Source organism: Massiliimalia timonensis (genome assembly GCF_900186585.1).
GTDB classification, from domain to species: Bacteria; Bacillota; Clostridia; order Oscillospirales; family Ruminococcaceae; genus Massiliimalia; species Massiliimalia timonensis.
Map to the genome: position 1 here is coordinate 615,522 of NZ_FYDD01000003.1, position 14,884 is coordinate 630,405.

Annotated in this window: 17 protein-coding genes; 13 read left to right on the forward strand and 4 right to left on the reverse strand. The window is 47.4% G+C overall.

What is annotated here, in order from left to right; genetic code table 11:
• Positions 1-38 precede the first annotated feature (38 nt).
• Positions 39-2,132 (forward strand): ATP-dependent helicase, encoded by a 2,094-nt coding sequence (locus CIB36_RS04970; protein ID WP_093988431.1) that lies wholly within the window; start codon positions 39-41, stop codon positions 2,130-2,132.
• 22 nt (positions 2,133-2,154) lie between these two features.
• Here CIB36_RS04970 and CIB36_RS04975 read toward each other — a convergent pair whose 3' ends face one another.
• The 3 genes from CIB36_RS04975 to CIB36_RS04985 form a co-directional block, all read right to left on the reverse strand.
• Complete coding sequence (locus CIB36_RS04975; RefSeq protein WP_093988432.1) at positions 2,155-2,574, reverse strand: hypothetical protein; 420 nt, start codon at positions 2,572-2,574, stop codon at positions 2,155-2,157.
• Positions 2,575-2,589: 15 nt separating this feature from the next.
• The gene (locus tag CIB36_RS04980; protein ID WP_093988433.1) at positions 2,590-3,036 is read right to left on the reverse strand and encodes a cell wall hydrolase; all 447 of its coding nucleotides are present in this window, start codon (positions 3,034-3,036) and stop codon (positions 2,590-2,592) included.
• A gap of 127 nt (positions 3,037-3,163) precedes the next feature.
• The gene (locus CIB36_RS04985) at positions 3,164-4,003 is read right to left on the reverse strand and encodes a putative manganese transporter (protein WP_158662580.1); all 840 of its coding nucleotides are present in this window, start codon (positions 4,001-4,003) and stop codon (positions 3,164-3,166) included.
• 194 nt (positions 4,004-4,197) lie between these two features.
• Between CIB36_RS04985 and CIB36_RS04990 the strand changes: the two genes are divergently transcribed.
• The 12 genes from CIB36_RS04990 (at position 4,198) to CIB36_RS05045 (ending at position 14,207) form a co-directional block, all read left to right on the forward strand.
• Positions 4,198-5,037, forward strand: coding sequence for a sulfide/dihydroorotate dehydrogenase-like FAD/NAD-binding protein (locus tag CIB36_RS04990; RefSeq protein ID WP_093988435.1), 840 nt, complete (start codon positions 4,198-4,200; stop codon positions 5,035-5,037).
• A gap of 39 nt (positions 5,038-5,076) precedes the next feature.
• Positions 5,077-6,465, forward strand: coding sequence for an NADPH-dependent glutamate synthase (gltA, locus tag CIB36_RS04995; RefSeq protein WP_093988436.1), 1,389 nt, complete (start codon positions 5,077-5,079; stop codon positions 6,463-6,465).
• A 203-nt stretch (positions 6,466-6,668) separates the two neighbouring features.
• Entirely contained in the window at positions 6,669-7,007 is a 339-nt protein-coding gene (gene yajC, locus CIB36_RS05000) for a preprotein translocase subunit YajC (protein WP_324612346.1), read from the forward strand.
• A gap of 69 nt (positions 7,008-7,076) precedes the next feature.
• Positions 7,077-7,511 carry a DUF3792 family protein gene (locus CIB36_RS05005; protein ID WP_093988437.1) on the forward strand — a complete coding sequence of 145 codons (435 nt, stop codon included), beginning with the start codon at positions 7,077-7,079 and terminating at the stop codon, positions 7,509-7,511.
• Positions 7,512-7,569: 58 nt separating this feature from the next.
• A complete protein-coding gene (scfA, locus tag CIB36_RS05010; RefSeq protein WP_093988438.1) occupies positions 7,570-7,713 on the forward strand; it encodes a six-cysteine ranthipeptide SCIFF in 144 nt (47 codons plus the stop codon).
• A 187-nt stretch (positions 7,714-7,900) separates the two neighbouring features.
• Positions 7,901-9,280, forward strand: coding sequence for a thioether cross-link-forming SCIFF peptide maturase (gene scfB / locus CIB36_RS05015; protein WP_093988995.1), 1,380 nt, complete (start codon positions 7,901-7,903; stop codon positions 9,278-9,280).
• Positions 9,281-9,293: 13 nt separating this feature from the next.
• Complete coding sequence (gene proC, locus CIB36_RS05020; protein WP_093988439.1) at positions 9,294-10,085, forward strand: pyrroline-5-carboxylate reductase; 792 nt, start codon at positions 9,294-9,296, stop codon at positions 10,083-10,085.
• A 60-nt stretch (positions 10,086-10,145) separates the two neighbouring features.
• A complete protein-coding gene (locus CIB36_RS05025; protein WP_093988440.1) occupies positions 10,146-10,862 on the forward strand; it encodes a stage II sporulation protein M in 717 nt (238 codons plus the stop codon).
• Positions 10,863-10,912: 50 nt separating this feature from the next.
• Entirely contained in the window at positions 10,913-11,746 is an 834-nt protein-coding gene (locus CIB36_RS05030; protein WP_093988441.1) for a YesL family protein, read from the forward strand.
• Positions 11,747-11,756: 10 nt separating this feature from the next.
• Entirely contained in the window at positions 11,757-12,542 is a 786-nt protein-coding gene (locus CIB36_RS05035) for an HAD-IIA family hydrolase (protein WP_093988442.1), read from the forward strand.
• A gap of 60 nt (positions 12,543-12,602) precedes the next feature.
• On the forward strand, positions 12,603-13,556 hold the full coding sequence (locus tag CIB36_RS05040; RefSeq protein ID WP_093988443.1) for a DMT family transporter: 954 nt from the start codon (positions 12,603-12,605) through the stop codon (positions 13,554-13,556).
• Complete coding sequence (locus tag CIB36_RS05045; protein ID WP_093988444.1) at positions 13,557-14,207, forward strand: HAD family hydrolase; 651 nt, start codon at positions 13,557-13,559, stop codon at positions 14,205-14,207.
• A 68-nt stretch (positions 14,208-14,275) separates the two neighbouring features.
• Here CIB36_RS05045 and CIB36_RS05050 read toward each other — a convergent pair whose 3' ends face one another.
• Positions 14,276-14,848, reverse strand: a complete 573-nt coding sequence (locus tag CIB36_RS05050; RefSeq protein WP_093988445.1) for a hypothetical protein — start codon at positions 14,846-14,848, stop codon at positions 14,276-14,278.
• Positions 14,849-14,884: the final 36 nt, after the last annotated feature.

The window sequence follows — 14,884 nt, forward strand, 5'->3', positions numbered from 1 at the left end:
CTCCGTCTGTTTTTCAGCTTTTAGAAAAGAGGGAGAACGTGGAACAGATCACAGAATATTTAAAAGAAAGATTTGAAATTTCGCTGGACAAGCAGCAGGAACAGGCTGTACTGGCGGAAGATCCGCAGATCCTTCTTTTGGCGGTGCCGGGTTCCGGGAAAACCACTGTGCTGGTGAGCCGGATCGCTCACAGGATACTGACCGGGAAAACAGAAGGAAAGCGTGTTTTAACGCTTACCTTTAGCCGGGAGGCGGCCAAGGACATGAAGCGGAGGTTTTTGACCCTGTTTTCTGAAAAAATCCCTTTGGTTCCGCGTTTTTCGACGATCCACAGTTTTTGTTACATGGTTTTGGAGTATTACGCGAAACGCTACCGGAGAAAACGCCCGGAGCTGATAGACGGGCAGGGAGCGGCTTTGCTGCGGAGGATCTATCAGCAGGTGAACGAGGAATATCTGACCGATGACATGCTGGAAAGCCTAGTAAACGATATCAGCCTAGTGAACAATCTGATGATCCCACGGGAAGAATTAAAAGATTATGAGATCACCGCCCCAAATTTCAGAGAGATCCTAGATCGGTACGAACAAGCCAAAAAAGAACAGAACCTGATGGATTATGACGACATGCTTTTTTTTGCGCTGACGATCCTGCAAAAGGCGCCGGCAGTGCGGGAGGCGGTCATGGGCAGGTATGACGAGATTTATCTGGACGAAGCGCAGGATACCTCCAAGTTGCAGTACGAGATCCTGAATTTGATCGGGAAAGGGAAACGACTGTTTGTGGTAGGGGATGAGGATCAATGCATTTACTCTTTCCGGGGAGCGTATCCCGAAGGGCTGACAGAGTTTCCTGCCCGTTATCCAAACGCAAAGGTTCTGAAGATCGAAATGAATTACCGCTGTCCGGCGGATCTGGTTGACCAGGCCAACGCGGTGATTGAGCTAAACCGGAACCGCTATAAAAAAAAGATGGTGCCGGCAAGCAGGCAGCGGGATTCCGTGGCAGTTCAGCCCTTGGAGGATTACAGGGACCAGTATCAACATATCTTAGAGGAGATCCAAAATACGGCGGGGACTGTAGCGGTTTTATACCGCAACAATGAAAGCGCGGTGCCGGTGGTCGACCTGCTGGAAGAGCAGGGGGTCTCCTATTACTGCAAGGAGAACAGCCAGAGATTTTTTTCAAGCTTTGTCGTAAGGGATGTTACAGCCTACCTGAATTTGGCTTTAAACCCCAAGTCGCTGCCTGACTTTGAACGGATATGTTATCAATGCTATTGCTCACGGATGACTTTGATTTATGTCAAGTATAACCTTGCACGGTATGATTCTGTTTGGGAAGCGGCAATCGACTGCCCGGACACTTCTTATGCTTCTAGGAAAAGGCTTGTCCAGATCATGGAGGAAATGGGGCGCTTTGCAAAAAAGCTACCCCGCCAGGTGATAGATCTGATCGAATCCCGGCTGGGGTACGGGGAATATCTGAAAAAGCGTTCCGGCACTGGGATAAACCGGATCAACGCCGCTTTAAAGCTGAATATCTTAAAAACCCTAGCGGGCCGGCACACAACAGTGCGGGAGTTTTTGTCTGCGCTGGATTTTCTGAGCCGGCGGCTCGGACAGGCGGAAGGATCGGGAAAGGAGTGCCGGGTAACGCTTTCTTCGGTTCATTCCAGCAAGGGCTTGGAATTTGACACGGTGATCTTGCTGGATTTTATCGACGGAGTACTGCCCACCTTGCAGGCATTGGAGGACGCGGACGCCGGGGACCGGGAACCCCTGGAAGGGGAAACCCGTCTTTTTTATGTGGCCGTGACCCGTGCCAGAAAAAAGCTTTTGATCTTTACTTCCAGCTTTTGCAATGATGAATATGTTACAAAATCCCGGTTTTTGACCCGCTTTTTCGGAGAGGCCTATCAGGGGAAAAATACGGAAAACGCAGGAGACCAAAGCTGGTTGAAAGGCCGGCGGGTAGTCCACAAATTGTTTGGGGAAGGCGTCATAAAAAAGGCGGGTCCTCAGGACCAGATCACGGTGCGCTTTGCCAAAGGGGAGATACGGGAGTTATCCTATCGGGTGTGCATTGACAGCGGACTTTTAACGATAAAAGAAACAGGGCAGCGGGCTTGAGCCCACCGCCCTGTTTTGCAGTTTAAAGATACACGCGGACAAATTTGACCGAATAGAAGTCACAAATCAAAAGGTCGTCGGTTTCCATTTCGTTTAAAATAAGGTAATTGGCGCCGACCTCCAGCAGGTAACCGCTGCGGTCGGTCAGGGTATTGGTGCCGATCAGAAACTCAACGAGAACCTTATGCCCTACAAACTTTTGCAGGATCGCATTGAGATATTCGTCATTGTACAGCATTTCCGACTGCGGTTGGTTTGACGGTTCGATCGGGGTAAGGCCGGAGAGGGCTGAATATCCGGGGGTAGGCTGCTGGGGATAAGGCTGAAGCGAGTTTTGGGCATTGGTTTGGTTCGCGGCATTTTGCATGGCCTGCGGATAAACATTCGGCGAGGTGGTTTTTCCGGAAAGGTATTGGTTTAGGATATCCTGAAATTGATCCATGATGGCGCTCCTTTTCTATGTATCAGCGTATTTTTCGGTGGGAATGTAAAAACAATGGTCGTTCAGGCGGTTGTGGATGATCCCAGCGCCTCCGGGTGGAAAATATGTGGGGCATTTTGGGCTGTAGGGATTGTGAAAAAACAAAGAATGGTCGATCCCCGGCAGGATATTTCCAGCCATTGCCCAATCGGCGATTTCGTAATGAAGCTCGGTGGGCGTCATGTTCCAAACGTTTTGACGGTTTGGTTTTCCGCCAAGGACGTCGCGCATACAGTTAAACTGTCCGTACTGTTCGATGATGTTGCGGATATTTCCCCCTTGGTTAACACGGGCAAATTCCCCGTACTGGATCGTAGAACGGTTCATGATGACAGTGGCAACAGCACGCATTCCATTGTCCCCCTCACCGCCTGCCTCGCATTGGATCAGCCGGGCAAATAGTTCCCGGGTCGTATAAGGCATAAAATTCCCCCTTTCTTTCTTGTTTTATCGTATTATGCTATGCAAAAACAGAAAAAAAGGATACTGAAATAAAAAAATTCTGCTGTCAAATGTATTTTGACAGCAGGATTAGTCATATGATGCAGGATCAGGAAAAAAGCTGTAAAACCATGCCAATCAGCGCGCCGGAAAGGTAAGTGCACAATAAAATGAGCAGGCTTTTTTTTATATTTTTAGACCCTTTAAAAAGAATGATATATCCAAACCCGGCGCCGGTAGACAGCCCGGCGATCGCAGAAGCAAAGGAGATAGAGCCTTTCAGAAGAAGCTCTACCAACAATACCGAGGTGGCACAGCCCGGAATCAGGCCGATCAGGGCGGTGATAAAGGGCTGGAATATATTTTGTGACAGGAGCACCTGTTCTAAGCGCTGTTCTCCGATCAGGTAAACGATACTGTTGATGACCAGCAGTGTTACGCCGATAAACGCGGCGATCTTCAGCGTATGGATCAGGGAATTGACCACGATAGATTTTTTGTGATGTTCATGGCAGTGTTCATCGTGGCAGACTAAATCGCTGTCCGGGGAGATCCGCTCGTTCCGGAATACGGTAAAGCGCAGCAAATATCCGGCCAACATGGCAAAAAAGATTTTACAAAGAATCAGCGCGCCGATCAGTTTAAAATCCTGTGCGCGGGAAAGCAGGATTGGGATGGCTTCATCAGAGGTTGAAATAAACACCGCGATCAAAGTCCCGGCACCGATCACGCCGCTGTTATAAAGGGTAGCGTAAGCTGCGGAAAAACCACACTGCGGTACAGAACCGGCCAATGCCCCGACAGCCGGCGCCCATAAGCCGCCCCGGTGTTCGGCTAATTTTTGAGGCTTGATCTTTTGCTGGATCAGTTCAATGAGGATATAAACGATCCATAAGATGGGAATGGATTTGAGTGTGTCGATAATAGTATCAAGGATAAATTCAGGCACCGTGGTGATCTCCTTACTCATTCATACAGGATGCAGTGTGTAGGCCGTTGATAAGTTAATATTATAATATAAAATGACCGAAATGTCAAAATTGGAATGGCGCAGCGATTGAAAAAAAGAGAGAACTATAGTATAATAACAGAAGATTTTATATGGAGTTAAAACAGCCATCTAAACTGAGGAGGGATTTCAAAATGTTTGAAATTGTGAAGAAGCGGCGGTTAAATGACTCTGTGGTGCTTATGGAGGTAAAAGCTCCCTTAATTGCAAAAAAAGCACAGGCAGGGCAATTTATCATTTTCCGCGTTGACGAGCAGGGGGAACGGGTTCCTTTGACCATTGCGGATTATGACCGTGAAGCGGGAACTGTGACGATCATTTTCCAGACGATAGGCGCTTCTACCAAAGAACTGGGACAGCTGAATGAAGGGGATTTTATCCAGGATTTCGTAGGGCCTTTGGGAGTTGCTTCCCATTTTGAAAAGGGGATCAAAAAAGCGGCGGTGATCGGCGGCGGTGTAGGCTGTGCGATCGCATATCCGCAGGCAAAGCTTCTGCACTCTATGGGGGTAAGTGTGGACTTGATCGCGGGATTCCGGAGCAAGGATATTGTGATTTTAGAGGATGAGATGCGCGCAGTTTCGGACAATCTGATCATCACAACAGACGACGGTTCTTACGCAAAGAAAGGCTTTGTAACAGACGCGCTTCGGGAATTGATCGATGCTGGAAACAAGTACGATGTCGTGGTAGCGATCGGACCAATCCCGATGATGAAATTTGTATGTAAGGTCACAGAGCCGTATGGCATTAAGACGATCGTTTCCTTAAACCCAATTATGATCGACGGGACCGGCATGTGCGGCGGATGCCGTGTAACGGTAGACGGGCAGATCAAATTTGCATGTGTGGATGGTCCGGACTTTGACGGACACAAGGTCGATTTTGACGAACTGATGCGCCGCAATTCCACCTATCAAAAAGCGGAACGGGAACGCGGCTGCCGGCTGATGAAACATCAGGCGGAGGAATAAAGGACTTTTGGGGTTTTGAATGGAAAGGGAATGAGGAAGATGGCAAATATGTCGTTAGAAAAAATCAAGATGCCGGAACAGGATCCGAACGTCAGAAATAAGAATTTTGAAGAGGTCGCATTGGGCTATGATGAACTGATGGCAATGGAAGAAGCGACCCGTTGCCTAAATTGTAAAAACAAGCCTTGTGTTTCCGGATGCCCAGTCAATGTACGGATCCCGGAATTTATCGAAAAGGTGGCTGCTGGTGAATTTGCCGAGGCTTACCGGATCATTACTTCTACGAATGCCCTGCCGGCTGTATGTGGGCGTGTATGTCCGCAGGAATCACAGTGCGAGGGGAAGTGTGTCCGCGGCATCAAGGGGGAACCGGTAGCGATCGGCCGTTTGGAGCGGTTTGTTGCGGATTGGTATATGAAAAACGGCACAGATAAGATTGAAAAGCCCGAATCCAACGGGAAAAAAGTCGCGGTGATCGGCGCAGGGCCCGCCGGACTTTCCTGCGCAGGCGATTTGGCGCGCAAGGGTTATAAGGTAACCATTTTTGAGGCGTTCCACAAGGCCGGCGGCGTGCTGGTATATGGGATCCCGGAATTCCGGCTGCCGAAACGGATCGTTCAGAAAGAGATCGACAAGCTGGCAGAGCTTGGAGTGGATATTGAAACAAACATGGTGATCGGGAAGATCCTTTCTGTAGACGAGCTGTTTGAAATGGGCTATGAAGCTGTTTTCATCGGTTCTGGCGCAGGCCTGCCGAGCTTTTTAGGAATCGAAGGGGAAGCGTACATCGGCGTTTATTCTGCCAATGAATTTTTGACCCGCATCAACCTGATGAAGGCATATAACGAAAATTATGACACCCCGATCCGCCATGCAAAAGCGGTGGCGGTCGTCGGCGGCGGAAACGTCGCTATGGACGCGGCAAGAAGCGCCAAGCGACTGGGCGCGGAACATGTATATATCGTGTACCGCCGTTCGGAAGAGGAGATGCCTGCAAGAGCAGAAGAGATCCACCATGCCAAAGAAGAGGGGATCGAGTTCATGCTCCTGACTAATCCGACCAAGGTACTCGGCAATGAGAACGGAGAGGTTTGCGGATTGGAATGCGTGAAGATGGAGCTGGGCGAGCCGGACGAATCCGGACGCCGCCGTCCGAAAGCGGTAGAGGGCAGTGAGTTTGTACTGGAGGTTGACAGTGTGATCATGTCTGTCGGTACTTCGCCAAACCCATTGATCCGCACTACGACACAGGGGCTGGAGGCGAACCGCCGCGGCTGTTTGGTAGCAAATGAAGAAACGATGCAGACGACCCGGGAGGGCGTTTATGCGGGCGGCGACGCGGTGACCGGCGCGGCGACCGTGATTTTGGCGATGGGCGCTGGAAAAACCGCCGCAGCTTCGATTGATGAATACCTAAAAACCAAATAATGTAAAGATATTATAAATGTTTGGAAATACTTCTTGCATCCTCTAAAAAAGAAGTGTATAATATCTTTGTCTGAATCTGTGGAAACAACGGTTTTTTCTGTTGTTTCCATTGGTTTGTCCGGCGTGCCTTATCCGGCTCACGATAAGGCGCCATTTCGGGAAAGTAAAAATATGTTTGTGGGTCAGAAAGGCATTGGGATAATATGAATTTTATGAATGTATTGACTGCTGACACTTCAGCGCAGGCGGGCGGCGGGGCTTTATCGCTGTTAATTACGATCGGGCCGTTGATTTTAATGTTCGTGATCATGTACTTTATTTTGATCCGTCCGCAGAAAAAGAAAGATAAAGAAACACAGAAAATGCGTCAGAACGTCCAGGTAGGGGACGAGATCACTACCATCGGCGGGATCATCGGCTTGGTTGTCAGCTTGAAAGAGGACAACGTTGTCATCGAAACCGCGGGGGAAAGAAACAAGATCCGGATCAAGCGCTGGGCGATCCAGTCTAACGCGACAATCCACGACGATCTGGAAGGCTGATTGGATTCGGCATAAAACTGCAAATGACGGAATATCCTTTAGTAAGAACTTCGCTGAGGGGGAATTATTGTGCCGACTGTTACTGCGTCGCAGAATAATAGAAAAAAAACTGTAAGATCATCTGTTTTTCCGGTCGTGGTCTGCATTGCAGGCGGTGAACTGGTTACGGTGATCTTGGCAGCTTTCTTTTCCTTTGTTTTTGCTTTAGTGGATTTGCCGGAAATTGCCGTTATGGTTTTTGTGTTTGTTGCCTTGATCTTTGGTGCGGTGGTGACTGGCCGTTTATGTGCCAGGGCTTTCCCGGAGGAACGGGGGACCATGTCGATCATCTGTGGTTTAATGATGGTTTTGATTTTGGTACTGGCGAATTTGATCTTTTTCCGGGAACCGATCACAGCATTAAGCTTTGGGAAATATGCGGCTATTTTACTGCCGGCATTTTTGATTGCCGCTGTGACAAAGCCGGCAAGATCAAGAAGCAAAAAAAAGCTCAAAAAACGTTGAATCTTTGCTGTGGTTATGATATAATAAAGGTATAGATTTTAGCAGAGGAGTAAAAGAAATGAAACACGTTAAAACGTTGAATCAGGCAAATTTGAAAAAATCTGCTGCAACTGGCGGATGCGGTGAATGTCAGGCTTCCTGTCAGTCTGCTTGCAAAACTTCCTGTACAGTAGCTAACCAGAAATGCGAACACAGTAAGTAAGAATTTGTTTTCTTGCATTAAGGGACATGAAGATGTCCCTTAATTTTTTGTATTTCTCAAAAAGAAAGGATGTTAGTGTGAAAAATACTTTTTCACACCCCGTTTTTGTGCTTTTGCTGCAAAAAGCAAAGCGGCAACCGGCTTCGCCGAGCGGCACAAATTCCGAAGAAAGGAATGATTGATTTTTATGATCCATCAATATCGCATGAATGGGTATGACATTGTACTGGATGTCAATTCAGGCGCGGTCCATGTCGTGGATGACATTGTATATGATTTACTGGAGCTGCTTAAAGCCCCACTTGCAGAGGAATGTCCAAAAGCAGTGCTGGAAGCACTGGAGGGGCGTTATCCAAAAGAGGAACTTCTGGCGGCTTATCAGGAAATTTTAGAGCTTTACCATGCGGACGTGCTGTTTTCTTCCGATGATTATGAACAGTATGCCGATATGATGGTAGCTTCTCCTATTAAGGCGATGTGCCTGCACGTTGCGCACGACTGCAACCTGCGGTGTAAATATTGTTTTGCCTCCACCGGGGATTTTGGCGGCGGAAGAAAGCTTTTGGACGCTGAAACCGGGAAAAAGGCGATCGACTTTTTGCTCAAATATTCTTACGGGCGGCGCAATATTGAACTGGATTTCTTTGGCGGAGAGCCGTTGATGAACTTTGATGTGGTAAAAGAAGTGGTGGATTATGCCCGCAGCAAGGAAGAAGAGTATGGCAAGAATTTCCGCTTTACAATTACGACAAATGGTGTTTTACTGGATGACGCAAAGATCGATTACATCAATAAGGAAATGTCCAATGTAGTTTTGTCCATTGACGGGCGGAAAGAGATCAACGACCTGCTTCGGCCTGCAGTAAACGGGAAGGGAAGCTATGACGTGATCGTTCCGCGTTATCAGAGATTGGTGGAAAAACGCCGTAACAATGAAGAAGACCGCTGGCAATACTATGTCCGCGGGACCTTTACCAAGCACAACCTGGATTTTGCAAAAGATGTGATGCATCTTAACGAGCTGGGCTTTGACCAGATCTCGATCGAGCCGGTGGTATCGGAAGACTACCGGGATTATGCGATCACAGAAAAGGAACTGCCGCGGATCTTTGAAGAATATGAGGAGCTGGCGAAGCAGATGATCGCTTTGAAAAAAGCCGGCAAAGGCTTTAATTTCTTCCATTTTATGATCGACCTTGACCAAGGGCCTTGTGCGATCAAGCGTCTGCGCGGCTGTGGCTGCGGTAACGAATATGTCGCGGTGACGCCGGATGGAGATGTATATCCCTGCCACCAGTTTGTGGGGATGGAAGACTGGAAAATGGGTAGCGTCCACGATTTAACGGTTGATTTCAAGAAAAAAGATTATTTTGCAAAGGCAAATATTTACTCCAAAGAAGAGTGTAAAAACTGCTGGGCAAAATTTTATTGCAGCGGCGGGTGCAATGCGAACAGCTATCAATACGCCGGGGACATCCACAAACCGCACCGCATTTCCTGCGAGTTGGAGAAGAAGCGTCTGGAATGCGCGATCATGATCAAAGCGGCGATGGCCGGGGAAGATTAAAGGAGAAGTGGCAATGAATGAGATCGGTTTTATCGGAGCTGGAAATATGGCGACTGCCATTATCAAAGGGTACATAAAGCACGCAGTTTCCGATATTTTTGTGTATGACATCAATCCGGAACAGGTTCAAAGGTTAGCTGGGATCGGCGCTAAGCCGAAGGCTTCTGCCGGGGAGCTTGCCGAAAGCGTGAAATACCTGTTTTTGGCAGTGAAGCCGCAGAACTTTGGAGAGGTGTTGGAAGAACTGAAAGGCCATGTATCGGCGGATACGGTGATCGTCTCAATCGCTGCGGGAATCTCGTCCGATTATATCAAAGAGGGTCTGGGCTTTGATGTGAAGGTGGTTCGGGTGATGCCGAATACACCATTGCTGCTGGGCTGCGGCGCTTCAGCTTTGGCGCAGATTGCCCCGGCTACCGAGGAAGAATTTTCGTTCTGCTGTGAGATTTTTAAAGCCTCCGGAGAGATTGCCGTAGTACGGGAAGACCAGATCAACGCGATCATTTCTGTCAGTGGGAGCACGCCGGCTTATATTTACCAGATCACAAAGCATTTTGTGGATTACGCAGAGGAAAGCGGGCTGGACCGGCAGATGGCGCTTTCTATGTTTTGCCAGACCTTGACCGGTTCTGCCAAGATGATGACCGAATCTGGGTACTCATTAGATGAGTTGATCCAGATGGTGTCCTCCAAGGGTGGCACGACTATTGCCGGGCTGACTTCTTTCGCAGAGGATGGCTTGGGAGATATGATAAAAAAAGCCTGCGACTGTTGTACAAAACGTGCAATTGAATTGGCGAAATAGAATAATTCAGAGTTTCGTAACATATATATTATCATAATCTTTTATGATAGGAATGATGTTATGATTCGGACAAGCGGTTTTACACCCGTGGCTTCGGCTCCGGTGACAGAACCCTCAAAAGAACGGATGGCTCCGGCAAAACCCACAGAGACACAACCTCCCTTACGAACGGTCAAACAGGTTTCGGTGAAACGGACACGTTCGGCAAGGATGCTTTATACATTACTGGCAGTTTTTCTGGTCGGCATGCTGTATGGCGCAGTATTCCTACAGACAGAGGACGGAGGGCTATGGTCCAAGATGTCGGCGATCAATCAGTCGTATCTGTATGCGGCGGAAAGCCAAAGCATGTTTGCGAACTTTTTAAATTCGCTGACTTCCTCCTGTGTTTTTCTGGCATTGTCGTTTTTAGGCGGATTATGCGCAGTTGGGCAGCCGGTTTCTGTTTTGACACTGTTTATCCGTGGATTGGGGATCGGCAGTTATATGGGGTACTTTTATTTGGTGCACAGTGTGCAGGGGGTTGCGTATTCTTTGCTGCTGATCGTTCCGGGGGTATTAGTTTCGGTACTTGCACTGGGGTTATCATGCCGGGAATCTTTGCGGATGTCAAACCGGATTTTGTGTTCTTTCCTGCGGGGAGAGGCATTGTTGAACCGTGAGATTTTCACGTTATATTTGAAAAAGCACCTGATCTTATTTATCTTCTTAGTCGCTTCCGCTGGGCTGGATTGTATTTTACGGGCTGTTTTTTCAGGGATTTTTCATTTAGGGTAAAAGACAGGAAGCGAAAAAAGATCATCGTGTAAAAAAGAGGAGATGTATCCATGGCTGGATTTTTTGGGTTGTTCGATTATTCCAAACCGGGAAAAGGGGTCGACAAAAACGGCCCCCAGAAGAAACGGTTTTTCCATTTCTTTGAACTGTATTTTAGAAAGTTCTGGAAGCTGATCACGCTGAACATGCTGTATGTTCTGTTTTGCATCCCGATCGTGACGATCGGCCCTGCAACAGCGGCAATGACCTACATTTTAAAGAATTATACCATGGAACGCCCGGTATTCTTATGGTCTGATTTTTGGGAAGCGTTTAAGAAAAACTGGAAACAGGGATTTTTAATGGGCTTGATCGACGCCGTGCTTTTCATAGTAAGTATTGTTTCTTGCCGGTTCTATTATGCGAGTGTGGAAACAAACAGCTTTTTCTATGTGCCTTTGGTATTGGTTTTAAGCTTAACATTTGTGGCTTTGCTTGCCAGCATGTACATGTTCATTATGATCCCTATTTTGGATATGAAATTTAAGCCTATGCTGAAAAATGCGCTTCTTTTGTCTGTTTTAGGGATCAAAACAAATATCCTGACTGCGTTGTTTGTAGCGGCGCTGTCCATTTTGATGTTCCTGTTTTTCCCGATCACCCTTCTGGTTGCATTGGTGCTGTTCTTTTCAACCGTTTGGTTTATCATGACCTTTAACTCGTTCCAGTATGTTGAAAAATACATTATTGACCCGTATTATGAACAGATCGGGGAAAAACGTCCTGATGTGTTAAACCTGGACGATATGGATGAAGACGATTTTGTTTTTGAAGATATTGGCTCCAAGGAAGTACCGGTAAATATCAAAGGGAATTCTAAAACAAAATCAAAAACGATTAAATAAGGACCATTCTATGAACCTTTTAAAAAATATCAGACTGTTTTTATTGGATATGGACGGTACCTTTTATTTAGGGGATCGGGTACTTGAGGGTTCCCGTCCGTTCGTAGACAAAATCGCTGCCATGCCAGACTGTCAGCTTGCTTTTTTAACGAATAATTCTTCCAAAAACCGGATGGACTATGTAAAAAAGCTTCAAAAAATGGGATTTTCCTTCTCGGAGAATCAGGTCATTACTTCCGGTGAGGCGACAACAATCTATTTGAACCGGCAAAGGCCCGGGGCGAGGGTGTTTTTGCTGGGCACGCCAAGCTTGGAGCAAGAATTTGAGGAAGCCGGTTTTATATTAACCGATGCGGAACCGGATTTTGCAGTATTGGGATTTGACCAGTGCCTGACATATGAACGGCTGAGAAAATTATGTGATTTTGTGCGTGCCGACGTACCATATATTGCGACACATCCGGATTTTAACTGCCCGATAGAAAACGGTGGCTTTATTCCGGATACCGGTGCAATGATGGCGTTTGTAGAGGCTTCGACTGGAAAAAGGCCGCTGGTAATCGGAAAACCGAACCGGTATATCATTGACGCGGCGGCAGACAAGTTTCGGATCCCGCATGAGGAGATCGCTATGGTCGGCGACCGGCTATATACAGACATTGCTGTAGGCGCACAGGCGGGGATCACTTCCATTTTAGTTTTGAGCGGGGAGACCGGGAGGCAGGATCTGGAAGGTTCTGAAATTCAGCCGGATTATATTTTTGAAGATCTGGGAGAATTGGCAAAACAGCTTTAAGAACGATCACAGGACGGAAAGCTCCGTCCTGTTTTGCTGTGAAAGAAAAGGGGGACAAACTTGGAACGGACTGCGAGTTTTTTTCAGAAAAATACGGTGATACTGCTTTGCGCAACGTTATGCTGTGTTTTGTGGGGAAGTGCTTATCCCTGTGTAAAAATCGGATATGAACTGTTTTCCATTACAGAAGCGGATACGTTTGGAAAAATATTGTTTGCCGGGTACCGTTTTGCCCTTGCAGGAGTGATCGTGATCTTTTTCGCAAGTATTTTTCAGAAGAAACTGATCCTGCCGAAAAGGAAAAACTGGGGTGGGATTGTCCTGCTGTCAGTTTTTCAGACAAGCCTGCAATACATGTTTTTCTACATAGGGATGTCCTATACCTCCGGGGTGAAGGGCGCGATCTTGAACTCCTTCGGCACATTCATTGCTGTGATACTGGCTCACTTTTTCTATCGAAATGACCGGCTGAACTGGTCGAAGGGAATAGGCTGTATCATCGGAATGGCAGGGGTAGTATTAGTGAACCTCAACGGTGTTTCTGATTTACAGGGCGGATTCCGCTTTTTAGGAGAAGGGTTTGTGATTTTAGCGGCCGCCTCCTTTGCGGTCAGCTTCCTCATTAGCAAAAAGGTGTCGGCGGGGGAAGATTCTGCTGCTGTGACCGGATACAACCTAGCAATTGGCGGGCTTATTTTGGTTTTGATCGGAAAGGCTGGCGGCGCTTCTTTTTCTGATTTGAGCATGAAAGCTGTTTTACTGCTGCTTTACATGGCGGTGCTTTCTTCTGCGGCGTTCAGCCTATGGACGATCTTACTGAAGTACAACCGGATGGGAAAAATTTCGGTGTATAATTTTCTAGTGCCGGTATTTGGAGCGCTCCTATCTGCCGTATTTTTAGGGGAAGAGATTTTTTCGGTGAAAAGCATCTCTGCCTTAGTACTGGTGTGTGCAGGAATTTATATTGTAAACTGCCAAAAGGAGCCGGCAGAAGAACTTGGAGGAAACGGATAAATGAAAGCTGTTATTTTTGATTTAGACGGAACGCTGTTGAACACAGTAGAATCCATGGAGGCGGCGGGAAGCAAAATGCTGAAAGATTTGGGGCTATCTCCGCGTCCGGCAGAAGAATATAAGCTGTATGCTGGAGATGGTGCAAAGACTTTAGTGGAGCGTGTGCTTCATGCCTGTGGAAAGGATGACCCGGCTTTGCTGGAAAAAGCATTTCCGATCTATATGGGATATTTTGAAAAGACCTGTACTTACCACGTGGCGCCTTATCCGGGGATCGTGGAGCTGCTTCAGGAACTGAAACGCAGAATGGTAAAGCTGGCAGTGCTCTCTAATAAGCCGCATCAGCAGACAGTAGATGTGATCTCCCGGTATTTTCCGGAACACTTGTTTGATTATGTTCAGGGGCAGTGTGAATCTGTTCCGAAAAAGCCTTCTCCGGTTGGAGCAAAAAAGATTGCGGAACAATTTGGGATAGAGGCAAAAGATTGTTTTTATGTAGGCGATACCAACGTGGATATGCAGACAGGGAAAAGCGCTGGGATGAAAACGATTGGCGTGCTGTGGGGATTCCGAACAGAGCGGGAACTAAGGGAAAACCATGCAGACAGGATCATTGCAAGCCCAAAACAGCTATTAGAATTATTGGCCTAAGCAGGAAGTACGCAAACCACATGCTTTCGTAAAAAGGAGCGGCACAAAAATGTGCCGCTCCTTTTTACCTATTCGGATTCAGTATTTTTCTGAAATAGAAAGTCTGAAAATTCACAGGACAGATCCAGCGAGGGTACCTCCAAGTTTAGGATGGAAGAATGTTTTGGGTCGATCTGCATGGAAAACCTGCCGTCTTCATTTTCTCCTTTTACCAGAAGGATCCCATCTTTTGAGGAAATGTCAACGCCGGTTCCTTCTGTTGCGGAACTGAGAGAGCGGAACAAGACCCCGGCCAGTGTTTTGGCAACCAGAGAATCATCGCTGATCGAAACGCTCATGCCATGGTAAGAGGCGGTAATATCTTCGCCGTTATACTGAAAAGACAGGTCTTTCAGCGCCGCCGGTTCTGTCAAATGCAGGGTAAAGGTATTTTGGGCCGTACGGTTTAAGTCGGCAGTTGCAGTGATCTGGTCCAGTTTAATGGTAGCAGTTGCGGAGAATGGCTGTTGCAGCTCCTGGACAAGGTTTTCTTTCTTCGTTTCCGGGACCTGAGTCCGGTCGTGGAAGAAAAACCAGGCGAGGAGCATCCCAAACAGAAACAGCCCCACAAACACCGCTGCATAGATGACTTTCTTTTTCAAACCAATTCAGCTCCTTTTCCATAGTTCGGGAGCGAA